This is a genomic window from Pseudomonas sp. Marseille-QA0892, from assembly GCF_054950135.1.
The window spans coordinates 741,851-755,631 of sequence record NZ_CM143104.1; the positions used below are offsets into that span (position 1 = coordinate 741,851).

At 60.3% G+C, this 13,781-nt stretch carries 12 protein-coding genes; 7 read left to right on the forward strand and 5 right to left on the reverse strand.

The window, feature by feature from the left end; translation table 11 throughout:
• Nucleotides 1-57: 57 nt before the first annotated feature.
• The 7 genes from ACY8D3_RS03250 (at nt 58) to ACY8D3_RS03280 (ending at nt 6,306) form a co-directional block, all read left to right on the forward strand.
• Nucleotides 58-510, forward strand: a complete 453-nt coding sequence (locus ACY8D3_RS03250) for an FxsA family protein (protein WP_462381592.1) — start codon at nt 58-60, stop codon at nt 508-510.
• A gap of 202 nt (nt 511-712) precedes the next feature.
• A complete protein-coding gene (locus ACY8D3_RS03255) occupies nt 713-1,006 on the forward strand; it encodes a co-chaperone GroES (protein WP_462381593.1) in 294 nt (97 codons plus the stop codon).
• 45 nt (nt 1,007-1,051) lie between these two features.
• Nucleotides 1,052-2,692, forward strand: coding sequence for a chaperonin GroEL (gene groL, locus ACY8D3_RS03260; protein ID WP_462381594.1), 1,641 nt, complete (start codon nt 1,052-1,054; stop codon nt 2,690-2,692).
• A 178-nt stretch (nt 2,693-2,870) separates the two neighbouring features.
• Nucleotides 2,871-3,554 carry a response regulator transcription factor gene (locus ACY8D3_RS03265; protein ID WP_462381595.1) on the forward strand — a complete coding sequence of 228 codons (684 nt, stop codon included), beginning with the start codon at nt 2,871-2,873 and terminating at the stop codon, nt 3,552-3,554.
• Complete coding sequence (locus ACY8D3_RS03270) at nt 3,544-4,839, forward strand: sensor histidine kinase (protein WP_462381596.1); 1,296 nt, start codon at nt 3,544-3,546, stop codon at nt 4,837-4,839. The genes ACY8D3_RS03265 and ACY8D3_RS03270 overlap by 11 nt, the downstream gene beginning before the upstream one ends.
• 80 nt (nt 4,840-4,919) lie before the next feature.
• A complete protein-coding gene (locus tag ACY8D3_RS03275) occupies nt 4,920-5,597 on the forward strand; it encodes a class I SAM-dependent methyltransferase (RefSeq protein ID WP_462381597.1) in 678 nt (225 codons plus the stop codon).
• A gap of 1 nt (nt 5,598) precedes the next feature.
• Nucleotides 5,599-6,306, forward strand: a complete 708-nt coding sequence (locus tag ACY8D3_RS03280; RefSeq protein WP_462381598.1) for a lipopolysaccharide kinase InaA family protein — start codon at nt 5,599-5,601, stop codon at nt 6,304-6,306.
• A gap of 224 nt (nt 6,307-6,530) precedes the next feature.
• Here ACY8D3_RS03280 and ACY8D3_RS03285 read toward each other — a convergent pair whose 3' ends face one another.
• The 5 genes from ACY8D3_RS03285 to ACY8D3_RS03305 all read right to left on the reverse strand — a co-directional run bounded on the left by ACY8D3_RS03285 (nt 6,531) and on the right by ACY8D3_RS03305 (nt 13,705).
• Nucleotides 6,531-7,601, reverse strand: a complete 1,071-nt coding sequence (locus ACY8D3_RS03285) for a DUF1513 domain-containing protein (RefSeq protein ID WP_462381599.1) — start codon at nt 7,599-7,601, stop codon at nt 6,531-6,533.
• Between the two features lie 10 nt (nt 7,602-7,611).
• Nucleotides 7,612-8,676: an imelysin family protein gene (locus ACY8D3_RS03290; protein WP_462381600.1), complete on the reverse strand. Its 1,065-nt coding sequence runs from the start codon at nt 8,674-8,676 to the stop codon at nt 7,612-7,614.
• Nucleotides 8,677-8,686: 10 nt separating this feature from the next.
• Complete coding sequence (locus ACY8D3_RS03295; RefSeq protein ID WP_462384220.1) at nt 8,687-10,093, reverse strand: di-heme oxidoreductase family protein; 1,407 nt, start codon at nt 10,091-10,093, stop codon at nt 8,687-8,689.
• Between the two features lie 96 nt (nt 10,094-10,189).
• Nucleotides 10,190-11,536 carry an imelysin family protein gene (locus ACY8D3_RS03300; protein ID WP_462381601.1) on the reverse strand — a complete coding sequence of 449 codons (1,347 nt, stop codon included), beginning with the start codon at nt 11,534-11,536 and terminating at the stop codon, nt 10,190-10,192.
• Nucleotides 11,537-11,653: 117 nt separating this feature from the next.
• Entirely contained in the window at nt 11,654-13,705 is a 2,052-nt protein-coding gene (locus ACY8D3_RS03305; RefSeq protein WP_462381602.1) for a putative bifunctional diguanylate cyclase/phosphodiesterase, read from the reverse strand.
• Nucleotides 13,706-13,781 lie beyond the last annotated feature (76 nt).

Sequence of the window (13,781 nt, forward strand, 5' to 3'; positions counted from 1 at the left end):
ATTGTGGTCCTTGCGGCGTCACCTATTGCCTTTCAAGCGCTCACTTAGGAATTACCGATGCGTTTTTTCTTCCTGTTGTTCCTGCTCTTTCCGGTGATCGAGCTTGCCGTCCTCATCAAGGTCGGCAGCATGATCGGGGTGCTGGCGACACTGCTGCTTATTGTCGTATCGGCGATTGTCGGTGCGGGGTTGTTGCGTTTTGCCGGAGTCGCCACAGCGCTCCGCGCTCGTGAGCGCCTGGCGCGCGGCGAGCTTCCCGATCGGGAGATGCTCGAAGGACTGATGGTCGCGATTGGCGGCCTGCTGCTGATGCTGCCGGGCTTCATCAGTGACGTCGCAGGGCTGTTCTGCCTGCTGCCATTCACGCGCGGACTGGTCATCGATCGCCTCAAACAGCGCGCGGACGCGCAAACGGTCCGGCAGCGCGCGTTTCAGGACGACCCGCAGCCGCACCGCGGCAATGCTCGTCCGAACGTTATTGAAGGCGAGTACGAGAAACGCGACCAATGAATGCTCGTCGCCGCGAAAAAAAATGTGCGGCGCCCTTGAAAAGGTTTGTAGCGCCCACATGTAGCGGACACCGAAAGGTTACTGTCGACTGACAGGCTGCATTTCTGCGGTGCGCTTTGCGGACCGCGCCCCGGCCCTGCCGGACTCAAGGATAACCGGTGCCGTCACCGGTCGTTAAAACTCAAGTTGGGAGAGATCGATAATGAAGCTTCGTCCTCTGCATGACCGCGTCGTCATTCGTCGCAGCGAAGAAGAGACCAAGACCGCTGGCGGCATCGTGCTGCCGGGTTCCGCTGCCGAGAAGCCTAACCGTGGCGAGATCGTCGCTGTCGGTACCGGTCGCGTTCTGGACAACGGCGAAGTTCGCCCGCTGGCCGTCAAGGTCGGTGACCAGGTGGTGTTCGGCCCTTACTCGGGCAGCAACACCGTGAAGGTCGATGGTGAAGATCTGCTGGTGATGGGCGAGAACGAAATCCTCGCGGTCATCGAAGCCTGATCACGCGAATCTCCGTTTAATCTCAAGTATTGAGGATCTATCAACATGGCATCTAAAGAAGTCAAATTCGGCGATTCCGCTCGTAAGAAAATGCTGGTTGGCGTCAACGTTCTTGCTGACGCAGTCAAAGCCACACTGGGCCCAAAAGGCCGTAATGTCGTTCTGGAAAAGAGCTTCGGCGCTCCGACCATTACCAAGGACGGCGTATCCGTTGCGAAAGAAATCGAGCTGAAAGATCGCTTCGAGAACATGGGCGCTCAGCTGGTCAAGGACGTTGCCTCCAAGGCCAACGATGCAGCCGGTGACGGCACCACGACTGCTACCGTTCTGGCTCAGGCCATCGTTAACGAAGGTCTGAAGGCCGTCGCTGCCGGCATGAACCCGATGGACCTCAAGCGCGGCATCGACAAGGCCACCATCGCCGTCGTCGCCGAGTTGAAGAACCTGTCCAAGCCATGCGCTGACAGCCGTGCCATCGCTCAGGTGGGCACCATCTCCGCGAACTCCGACGAGTCCATCGGCCAGATCATCGCTGAAGCGATGGAAAAGGTCGGCAAGGAAGGCGTCATCACCGTTGAAGAAGGCTCGGGCCTGGAAAACGAACTGTCCGTCGTAGAAGGCATGCAGTTCGACCGTGGCTACCTGTCCCCTTACTTCATCAACAAGCCGGACACCATGGTTGCCGAGCTGGACAGCCCCATGCTGCTCCTTGTTGACAAGAAGATCTCCAACATCCGCGAACTGCTGCCGGTTCTCGAAGCCGTTGCCAAGGCTGGTCGTCCGCTGCTGATCGTGGCTGAAGACGTCGAAGGTGAAGCGCTGGCGACTCTGGTCGTCAACAATATGCGTGGCATCGTGAAGGTTGCCGCGGTCAAGGCGCCTGGCTTCGGCGACCGCCGCAAGGCCATGCTGCAGGACATCGCGATCCTCACTGGCGGTACCGTCATCTCCGAAGAAGTCGGCCTGTCCCTGGAAAGCACCACCCTGGAGCACCTGGGTAACGCCAAGCGCGTCGTGCTGAACAAGGAAAACACCACCATCATCGACGGCGCTGGTCAGCAGCCCGACATCGAGGCGCGTGTTGCTCAGATCCGCAAGCAGATCGAAGAGACATCCTCCGACTACGATCGTGAGAAGCTGCAAGAGCGTCTGGCCAAGCTGGCCGGCGGTGTTGCGGTAATCAAGGTCGGTGCAGGTACCGAGGTCGAGATGAAAGAGAAGAAGGCACGCGTCGAAGACGCCCTGCACGCCACCCGCGCTGCGGTCGAAGAAGGCGTGGTTCCTGGCGGTGGTGTCGCGCTGGTTCGCGCGCTGCAGGCCATCTCCGAGCTCAAGGGTGCCAACGAAGACCAGAACGTCGGTATCGCACTGCTGCGTCGCGCGGTCGAAGCGCCACTGCGTCAGATCGTTTCCAACGCTGGTGGCGAGCCAAGCGTCGTGATCGACAAGGTCAAGCAGGGTTCGGGCAACTACGGCTTCAACGCTGCTACCGACGAGTACGGCGACATGATCGAAATGGGTATCCTGGATCCGGCCAAGGTCACTCGTTCCGCGCTGCAGGCTGCATCCTCGATCGGTGGTCTGATGATCACCACCGAGGCGATGATCGCCGAGGTCGTCGAAGACAAGCCGGCCCCTGCCATGCCTGACATGGGCGGCATGGGCGGCATGGGCGGCATGATGTAATCGACGCCCCGTCAGGAAAAACCCCGCTTCGGCGGGGTTTTTTCGTTTTGGTACAGGCTTCGTTTGCACTGGCGGGGATCGATGCCGATGATTCAGACAAAGGGCATGAAAAAACCGTCAAAAGCAGCCAGGCATCACAGCGGCATGCCATCATTCCGCGGCGGTAGGGGAGACTGATATGCGCATCCTTCTGGTAGAAGACAACAAGGACATCCTGGCCAACATGCTCGATTACCTGAGCATCAAGGGCTACAGCGTCGACTGCGCCCAGGACGGCCTGTCCGGGCTACACCTGGCAGCGACGCAGCACTACGATCTTTTGGTTCTGGACATCATGCTTCCCGGGCTGGATGGCTACACGCTGTGCCAGCGTCTGCGCGAAGATGCGCGGCGGGACACACCCGTGATCATGCTGACAGCGCGTGATCAGCTCGACGACCGCCTTCAGGGTTTTCGTAGTGGTGCGGATGATTACCTCATCAAACCGTTTGCCCTGTCCGAACTGGCCGCGCGCATCGAGGCGGTGCTGCGCCGCTCGCAGGGGGGTGGCAAGCGCGTCCTTGCCATTGGCGACCTGTCCTACGACCTGGACACGCTCGAAGTCACGCGCGCGGGTAAAGCCCTGAAGCTCAACCCTGTTGGCCTGAAGCTTCTGGCCGTGCTCATGCAGAAGAGCCCGCATGTCGTGCGCCGCGAGGTGCTTGAGGAGGCGCTTTGGGGGGATGATTGTCCTGACAGCGACAGCTTGAGAAGTCATGTCCATCAGCTTCGCCAAGTCATCGACAAGCCGTTCCCCACGGCTCTGCTGCAGACCGTGCATGGACTGGGCTACCGACTGGTGGAGAGCCCCGTTGGAGTTTAAGCAAAGCCTCGCTCGGCGGATCGTCATTGCCTTCGTCCTGTTGACGGCCCTTGTGGCCGGATCTTTCGCGGTCGGCATCGTCAACATCGTCCATCTTATTGAAGAACGCCTCATCACCACCGAGCTGGGCGGGGATCTGAACCGGATCCTTCGCATGGACAGCATGGATGAATGGCGGACGCGTCCGCAGATGGACCAGATCTTCTATTTTGATGGCGGCCAGGGCGACTTCCAGTTGCCGGACGATGTGAAGAACCTGTCGCCAGGCTTCCATGAAGTGTTTCGAGAAGACCGAGCATTCCATGCGATGGTTGAGCGAGTGGATGGCCGGCAATATGTACTGATGCAGGATCAAAGCGGCTTCGAGGAGCGCGAACAGGTACTGTTCGCAGTGGTCCTCTGCGGCTTTATCGCTAGTCTGTTGCTGTCTGCCGTATTAGGCTGGCTCGTTGCACGTCATGTGATGGCACCGGTTGTTCGCCTGGCCAGCCAGGTGCGCCATCGGGATCAGATGCTGACGCTGGCGCCGCCGTTGGCAACCGATTACACCCAGGACGAAGTTGGCCAGCTGGCGGCAGCGTTCGATGACACCCTAGGGCGGCTGCGTAACGTGCTGACACGGGAGCGGCTGTTTACCAGCGACGTCAGTCATGAGCTGCGGACACCATTGATGGTGATGGCAAGCTCGTGCGAACTGCTACTGGAAAATCCCGCACTGGATGCGCGTGCACGGGCTCAAATCAGCCGGATGGCGCGGGCCTGTGAAGAAATGCGGGTGCTGGTGCAGACCTTCCTGCTGCTCGCGCGGACCCAGCATGACGATGCTCGGCTGTCCCCGCAGACCACGCTGTCGGCGCTGGCGGATGACCTCGCATCCCAGTGGCGCGAGCCGATCGAGTCCAAGGGGCTAACATTTATTTACCAGGACCATCCAGCGCGCGCAGAGATGTATAACGCGCCGTTCTTGCGTTCAGTCATGGGCAACTTGCTACGTAATGCCTGGCACTACACCGAGCAGGGCCATATCAAACTCGTCATTTCAGCAACAAGCTTTTCAGTCGAAGACAGCGGAAAGGGCATCCCCGAATCCCAGCGCGAGGCGATTTTCCAGCCCTTTGTGCGAGCCAGCGACGAGCGCCGAGGGGAGGGGCTGGGCCTTGGACTGTCGCTTGTCCAGCGAATCTGCGAAAACCAGGGGTGGACGGTTTCGCTCGAGCCGAGCGAGGCGGGTGGCTGCTGCTTCCGCGTGTCACTGAATGACGTCGATATCGTGGCAAGCAGTTGACGTTTTTTTAACATCTCCATGACCGGTCGTTGACAGCCCTATCGGTAGCCTTCCCCACAGTATCTGGGAGCTCTACCAATATGAACGACCCTGTGGAACTCGAATTCTCGCGTAAGTACAACGAAGAACACGCGCGTCAATACGAGGAAAAACATCATGCCGGCTTCTGGCGTCAGATGTCTCATCGCCGCGACGAGTACTTGGCACGCCGTGCACTGGCGATCGCCGGAGAGCCGGGCCTGGTTCTGGATCTTCCTTGTGGTGCGGGCCGTTTCTGGCCTGTGCTGGCGGAAAAACGCAGCCGTGTGATCATTGGTGCGGACAATTCGCCGGCGATGATTGATGTCGCCCTTCAGACCCAGCCTCCAGAGATCGTCAAACGTATCCGGCCGCTCCACACCTCGGCATTCGACATTTCACTGCCCGATTGTGCAGTGGACAGCATCTTCTGCATGCGACTGCTTCATCACGTGGGAAATGCTGACCATCGCCTCACCATGCTTCGGGAGTTCCACCGCGTCACGCGTGATAGCGTGATCGTGTCGTTGTGGGTCGACGGAAATTTCAAGGCGTGGCGTCGCAAGCGCCTGGAGGCCCGGCGGTCGAAGGATGACGCGGCCTACCAGAACCGCTACGTGGTGCCAGCCAGCACCGTGGAAAGCGAGTTCCGCATGGCGGGCTTTCGGATTCATCGCTACTTCGACTTTCTGCCCATGTATGCCATGTGGCGGGTCTATGTGCTGAAGAAGGACGTCTGAAATGAGCTCCGAATGGTTGAGCGGAGCGCAGCCACGCTTCGGCTTCGGTGACTGGTGGCGTCGGCAGGGGCTATGGGTGGAAAAACCCAACCAGCGGCGGGGCGGCTATAGCGGCGTTCAGCGCATCGAGCGAGGCGGTCGCCTGCTATATGCCAAGCGTCAGGTTGGCCATACCTATCGTGACTTCCTGCACCCGTTTGGCCAGCCCACCGTTCTTCGCGAGCGGGAGGCCCTATTCGGCCTGCAACGATTAGGGGTCCGCGTACCGCATCTTGTGTTCTGCGGGGCGACACGAACGGAACAGGGGTGGCATGGTTTGCTGGTAACCGAAGCGTTAGAAGGCTTCGTGGACCTGAACGAGTGGATCACCAGTGGCGAACACGAGCGGCAAGGCAAGGCCGTCCGTGAAAAGTTGCTGCAACATTTGGCATACACACTGGCGAGGATGCACCGTGGACGCTGGCAACATGGCTGCCTCTACGGCAAGCATGTCTTCGTTCGGGTGATGGGGATGAGCGACAGCGCCGAGGTGGAAATTGCGCTCATCGACCTTGAAAAGTGCCGGCGCAGACTGTCCGCGAGGCGCGCATCGCAAAATGACCTGGGTCAGCTCAAACGCCACTCGTCGCTCTCTGCTGGCGAATGGGAAAAGCTGACCTACTTTTATCAGTCGATGTTCACTCAAAGCGAATCGGGCCTCGATCCATGAAAAGCATAACTACAAGAACACTGTTCGTCGCCATGGCATTAGTTCTTACTGCCTATGCCGCTTCGGCTTGGTACCCGCCTCGGCCAGCCGTGGTGAGCTGCGCGGCGCCAGGCGAAGCGCTTTGCCCGATAACTACCCTTCGTGTCGGCACTGCTGCGGCAAGTCCGTCGGCCGATATATTGCTCTTCATGTTCGGCATGGCGCAGGGTGGGCGCGGGTACTGATCAGCAAGCCGGCATCCGTACGTGATTGTCCCACCAGCCTGAGGGTAGCTCGAGGGGCCGACCGACAGCCTCGCCCTTGCTGAAGTCGTACATTCGGCACCGGCCTTGTCCCGACGTCGCTACGAATCCATTGTCGACGGCGCCTACGCCTGCGCAATCCGGCATATGCACGTCCAGCCGAAGCGCCCCGGTGTCCAGGTCCCAGACGAAGAAGCGATTACCGCGCGGAGCGGTGACAGCCACTAAGCGCAGATCGCTATGGATGGCTACGCTTGCCGTGTACTGGCCCATCGCACGCCGCTGCGCTTCGCCTACCGGAAAAGGCTCCAACCGGCCGCCGGGACGTTTGATCGCCAACAAGGGGGCAACCTCGTCCGCATCACCCATGTACTGCTGGCATGTGGCAATCGTGCCGTCACGGCCTACGTCGAGATGGCGGATGCTGTTCATCGCTTGAGCCAGCGTTTCCTTGCTTAGCAGCGTGCCGTCAGGCCGCATCAGTACGAGGCTCGGCTCCATCGCATCCAGGTTCATCTCAACACGGCTTTCGGCTTCCGTGCGAATTCCGCCGTTAGCCACGACCAAGGTCTGGCCGTCTGGCATCCAGCAGACTTCGTGCGGGCCGAGGCCGTGGGTCGAACGCTCACCAACGCGCTGTAGGCACCTGTCTCGATAGGCATATACCCCAAGCAAGCCACGCCCGGGGTCAGTGGTGTCGTTTTCGGTGGCATACAGGTATTCGCCCGCCCTGTCGAACACGCCATGGCCGAAGAAGTGCCGGTCTGGCTCGCTGTCCAGCGTTTGCAGCAGCGTGCCGTCGCGTAGGTCAATCAGGTAGCTCTGTCTGCCAGGGCGTCGTGCGAAATAGAGCGCCAGTGGCTCGGTCGGGTGTTCGATTATGGCGTGGCACCGCAGTGGGACCTGCGTAGCGAACGCTTCTTCACCATCCAGTCGATAGCCAACCACATAGTGGCGGCCATCGGCGTCGTCTCGCGCCGAGAGCAACAGGGCATGAACATTTCGGATAGGACGGAATATCGTCAGAAGCTTAGCGAGCAGGGCGTTTGGCATGGGATGGGTCTCAGTCTCCGTCGTTGGCGTTGAAACCGATCTGAATGTTGAGCGCGCGGGCGAGATCGGTCTGGTGCAGACGGTGTAGTACGTTGAGCGAATCGTAGAACCGTGAAAGCTGGGCTCGGCCGTCTTCGCTCTTGAGCAGGGCATCCAGTGGGGGCTGCAGCGCACCCAGGTGTGACTGAGCTTGTGCGTAGGCGTCGTCGACCTGTTGGCGAAGCGGTTGGTGGTCGGCGGAGAGCAATGCGTTCAGGCCTTTGTTCTGCTCATGTCCCTCCCACAATTGTCGCGCACTGTTGAGGCTGGCCGCGATGCTGGCGAGAGATGCGTGGCTTCGCCAGGCCTCGGCCTGATACGGCTGGATAATGCCTTTGCTCTGGCGGCCCAGCGGGGCGCCCAACTTTTTCTTCAAGGTGTCCAACGCGGTGACCTGCGCACGATACAGATCGGAGATCGCTTCACTGGATTCCGCATATCGGGCATTCGGGAAGCGGCTCATCTGATCGAGCATGCCTTCCTTGGCTTTCCAGTTCGCAAGGATCTCATCAGCCAGGCTGCGCTGGTGTTCTGCAATCGCCTCGAGAAGCGGGCAATAGCGGGCGCGCGTCTCCGAATCCGCCAGTTCCACGTTACTGTCGAACAGGATGTATTCGTAGGCGCTGAGTCCCTGAACGACCACACTGGCGTTGGCCAAAGACGACTCGTCGATAGGGGTATCAGCCTTGATCAGCTGCTCGACCTGCCGTGCGACCAGGTTTTTCTTGTCGGGCCAGAATTGGACCTGCCAGGCGCGGTTGCCTTCGGCCATCGGCCCGATTAACAGCGGTTGCAGCTCTGCCCAGGCACGCTGTGCCGCCAGGAACGCCTGTCGTGCCTGCTCGAGATCCTCCTTGCCTGAGCAATAGGCAAGCGCGCTGCTGGCTAGCGCCTGATCGGCTTCGGCCCAGCGACTGTAGCTCGGTAGGATGACCTGCTCGGCGAGTGCCGCGCTGGTCACTGCCTGAGGATCCTGGGGTGCGCAGGCGCCCAGTGCGATTGCCAGACTGGTCAGTAATAGCTTGGGGCGGAACATCGTGGGCTCCTTATAGGGACTGCAGGAACGCGAGCAGCGCGGCACGCTGCTCGGCATCGAAGGTCAATACGCGATCGCGGGCCCAGGTGGCCTCACCGCCGTGCCAAAGAATAGCTTCGAGCAGGGTGCGGGCGCGGCCATCATGCAGGAATTCGCTACGGCCGCCGATGATCTCTGTGAGGCCAATTCCCCACAACGGAGGGGTGCGCCACTCGCGTCCGGTAGCCTGGAACTCGCTGCGGCCATCCGCCAGGCCTTCTCCCATGTCATGGAGCAACAGGTCGGTGTAGGGCCAGATGAGTTGGTTGGCCAGTTCCGGCTGTGCAGCATCGAGCCCGGTCCTGAAACTGGGCGTGTGGCAGCCGGCGCAGCCTGCCTGGTGGAAGAGTGTCTTGCCAGCCAGCACCTTCGGGTTGGCTACGTCACGGCGCTGGGGTACGGCGACGTTTCGGGTATAGAACAGCACACTGGCGAGAATGTTGTCGGCTACCTCGGGCTCGCCACCATTGGGGGCCTGCCGGCACTCGACTTGCCGCTCGGTGCATTCATCGTGGGGCAGTAACGTCGTTGTAAGCCCCATGTCGTTCGAGAACGCGTGGGCATTTTGTTGATTGAGGCTCGGCTGTCCGGCTTTCCAGCCAAAGCGACCCAGCCGGGTACGTTGTTCGGTCAGGTCCCAGACTTCGTTTGGCCGGCCGGATATGCCATCGCCATTTTTATCTTCAGGGTCGGCGTTGGCTCGGATGGCCGATTCGGGGATGGCCTCGAGCAGGCCCAGTCCGACCATCGGCGGGGCAATCCTGACTGAAAATTGTGTATCACGGTGCAGGGCTCCGTAGCCCAGCCGGTCGATATGGAGGCGAGGCGCACGAAGCTCGACGGTATGGCCGTCCGCGAACGCGATCGTGGATGACTGCCACTCCAGCCGAGCGCGGCCCTCAGGGGGCACGCCTGGTATTGCCATATCCTGCAACTGAGTGCCATAGGTCGGCTCCGGTACCACGCCGAGCGTTGCGAGTGTCTCGGGTGGTCCGGCTGCATCCGGCAACGAAATGCGTACCAGCATGGAGACGGCATTGGTGTCGTCCATGGATGCCGGATGCCCGCGCCCATCATTGATATGGCAGTTCTGGCAGGCATTGGTATTGAACAGTGGACCCAGTCCATCCCGTGCCGTCGTGGTCGAAGGCGCGATGACCCACGGACTCCGGAAGAAGCTGTTCCCGACGGCAAAATCCAACCGACGTTCCGGCTCGAGATTCGCCAGTGGCATGCGAAACGCGCGTTCATCCTGACGTGCGACCGTTGTCGCTCCGCCCGACATGGCCTCGCCGGGTTGTACCGGCATGTTCGGTACGCTGGAATCACAGGCCGCAAGGGGGAGTACGGTGAGCAGGACGAGGCAGCAGCGGTGCATGAACGCAGTCACACAGAAAGAGGGGGCGGACATGAACAAGCGGCACACGAAGCGCCGCTTGCAAGAAAGCGCCAGGGCGTTATGGCCCCGACTGATTTAGAACTCGTGATCGGCGTTGTCCGGGTTCAGGTCGGCCACGGTCAACGCTGAAGCGGCCCTTTCGATGGCGCCCGTCTGCTTCACCAGGGCTTGAATCGCATCGCGCACCAACTGCTGACCTTCGGTGTTGTCCGCTGCGATCAGCTGATCGAAATGCCGCCCGTTATTCGCCGAATCCACGAGCTTCTGCAGTTTGGCTTGAGTGTCGTGCAGGTCGGCCTTCAGCGTCTTGTCTGCATCGGCGTTCACCTTTGCGACCAGCGAAGACAGGCTCGGGCCGCTGAGCGTCTTGCCGTCGACGGCTTTGTACTCGCCCAGGTATACGTTCCGGATGCCAAGGCCGTTGTAGTAGTGCGAGTTGTGAGTGTTATCGCTGAAGCAGTCATGCTCGTCTTCGGTAGAGTTGGCTTCCAGCGCGACCTTCATTCGCTCGCCAGCGAGTTCGCCCAGGGACAGGCTACCCATGCCGAAGAACATCTTGCGCAAGCCATTGTCGACGGATTCGCCTTCGAGGGTTGCGCGATAGTTTTCGCTATCATTGGGTGCCCACTGCGCGGTCATTTCCTCGAGATCGTCCACGAGCAGGTCCGTGACGGCCTTCAGGTAGGCGCGGCGGCGATCACAGTGGCCGCCCGTGCAGCCCTCTCTCTCGACATAATCGGTGTGCGGACGTTCGCCGGCGCCTGGGCCGGTACCGTTTAGATCCTGGCCCCACAGCAGGAACTCGATGGCGTGGTACCCGGTCGCGACGTTAGCTTCGGAGCCGCCTAGCTCGTTCAGGCTGGCGAGCAGTTCGCCGTCGATGTTCGAAACATCGATCTTGTCTTCGCCGACCTGTATCTCGGTGTTGGCGATGATGTTCGCACTTGCAGCCGGGTTGCCCAAGGCATGTTCGTAGGTCGAGTCCACGTAGTCGATCAGGCCTTCATCAAGCGGCCAGGCGTTCACCTGACCTTCCCAGTCGTCGACGATGGTGTTGCCGAAGCGGAAAACTTCGCTTTGCATGTAAGGGACCCGGGCGGCGACCCAAGCTTTCTTGGCGGCTTCATGCGTATCCGCAGTCGGGTTGGCCAGGAAGGCGTCAACCGCCTGCTGAAGCTTTTGCGCAGTGGTGGTGGCATCACTGAATACCGCATGCGCCATATCTGCATAATGCTTGACGACTGCCTGGGCCGCCGCTTCATCGTAAGCGGCATTGGTGCTAGTTGCCGCCGGTGCTGCGCTTTGTTCGGCAGGCGCTGCGCTCTGCTGTTGGGTGGGGGCTTCTTTCTTGTCCTCGCCGCAACCGGCGAGAGCAATGGCAACGGCGAGCAGGCTAGCGGACACCAGAGGCGTACGGGTCATCTTGGCGAAATCCTTTGCAATGAAGTGGCTTATGCTAAGCGCAAATAGGAAGCCGTAACATAATGCGAAAGATTTTCATTTTTGAAAAGGGTTCTGCCGAGTATGGGCGTGCCGCTGTCAGGCTTCGACCGACTGCAGTGAATGACCGTGTTGCTTGAGGTACTGCAGACAATCCTGAGCGGGTAACGGCTTGCTGTACAGATAACCCTGACCTTCATTGCAGCCCTGCGCCACGATGTAGGCTTCCTGATCTTCGACCTCAACCCCTTCGGCGATCACCTGAAGGCCGAGGCTGCGCGCCAGCTGGATGATCGCGCGCACGATAGTCGCGCTGTCCTCGTCCTGCAGCAGGTCATTCACGAAGCTGCGGTCGATCTTGATCTTGTCGAGTGGAAGGCTTCGAAGGTAACTCAGGGATGAATAGCCTGTCCCGAAATCATCAATGGCGATCAGTGCGCCCGCGCGCCGGAGGGCCGCGAGGTGCTCGGTTGCTGCCGCTACGTCTTCCATCAGGCCGGTTTCAGTGACTTCCAGCTCCAGGGTGCCAGCGGGCAGGCGATAGGCCTGGATCATATTGTCGACGAGGCGAGGCAACTCGGCATGGCGAAGTTGAACGGTCGAAAGATTCACTGCCATCCGAACTGAAAGGCCAATATCACGCCACTCGCGAAGTTGTCGGCAAGCCTGGTCCAGTACCCATTCTCCGATCTGCAGGATGCTGCCACTCTGCTCAGCAATCGGTATGAACTGGTCTGGCGGAACGAAGCCGTATTGGGGGTGCTGCCAGCGGATCAAGGCTTCCACGCCACACACCCGCTTGGTCCGGTAGTCGACCTGCGGTTGATACACAAGGTGCATCTCGCCTCGGCAAGTGGCGTCCTTGAGGTCGTTTTCCAGTTCGCGGCGACGGCGCATCTCGCTGTCAACGCTCGCAATGTAGAACTGGTAGCGATGTCGGGAGCGCGTCTTGGCCAGCGTCATGGTCTGCTCGGCCTTCTGTAGCAGGGCCTCGGCGAGGTCGCCGTCGTCCGGGAAGAGCGTGATGCCGATCGTGGCGCTTAGGCGTACCTGTTGATCACCGATCAGGAACGGCTGATCGAGCGAGTCCAGCACACGCTGGGCGAGGTCGGCGGCTTCATAGGTCTGTTCGATATCCGCCTGGACCAGCGCGAACTGATCGCCGCCCAATCGCGCGAGTGCGCCCATGCTGCCTTGCAAGGCACGTAGTCGGTCAGCCAGGCGGACGAGTAGTTGATCGCCAGTACTGTAGCTGTAGCGCTCATTGATGGTCTTGAAATCATCCAGGCCCACGCAAAGGATAGCTACACGACGCTTGCGCTGTGCCGAACGTTCGATCATCCCGGTGAGCTGCGCCTGAAACTGCTGGCGATTGGCGAGGCCGGTGAGGAAGTCGTGCAGCGAGAGGCGATGCAGGCTGTCCTCGGCTTCACGACACATCTCGTTCGCTTGTTGGATGGAGGCGAGCAGCTTGTTCGCACTGTTGACCCATTGCCCGAGTTCGTTCTTCTCGTGGCCCTGGATCATGGGAAGCATGTGGTCAGCCGGGCGGCTCGGGTCAATCTTCGCCAGATGCTGAACCATCTTTGCCAGCGGGCGGGTTAGCAGCCATTGATAAATGAAATACAGTATCAGCGCCATGGCCAGCGCGCGCAGCATCCCGGACAGCATGATCACCATCGAATCCCGAAGAAACTCCCGGCCATAGGTCGCAGTGTCGAGGGTGATACCGAGGTCACCGTAGTGCTCGTTGTACGGTGGGCGGCCCTCCAGGCGAATGCTGTATACGCGCTGTGGCTCGAGCAGCAGGTCGGTGATCCAGCGGGTACGGTTCGTTGAAAGTGGGCGTGCCTTTTCGGCCAGGGGCGTCTCTCCATCCTGACCAATGCTCGCCTGTCGGATTGCATCGTGGCGGAGTAAGCCTTCGAGAACCTGCATAGCCATTTCACGATCCAGGCTGTAGATGGCCTGCGTGGAGGGGTCGCGAAACATCATGAGGATGCGCTGTGCGTCGGCGTCGAGGTTACGGCGCACCTTGTAGGCATCGAACACGATTTGCGAGCAGCTGAGCACGACGCCAATGACGAGCGCGGACAGCAGTACCGCACGCAGTAGCTTGCGCGACAGGCTCTGTTCGATGGACAGCGTCAAAGGAGGGCTCCTGGCTCAATGCGCGGCGGGCTGACTGAAACGGTTGGGCGCCACGCGTGGCAGGCGCTTGATAGTG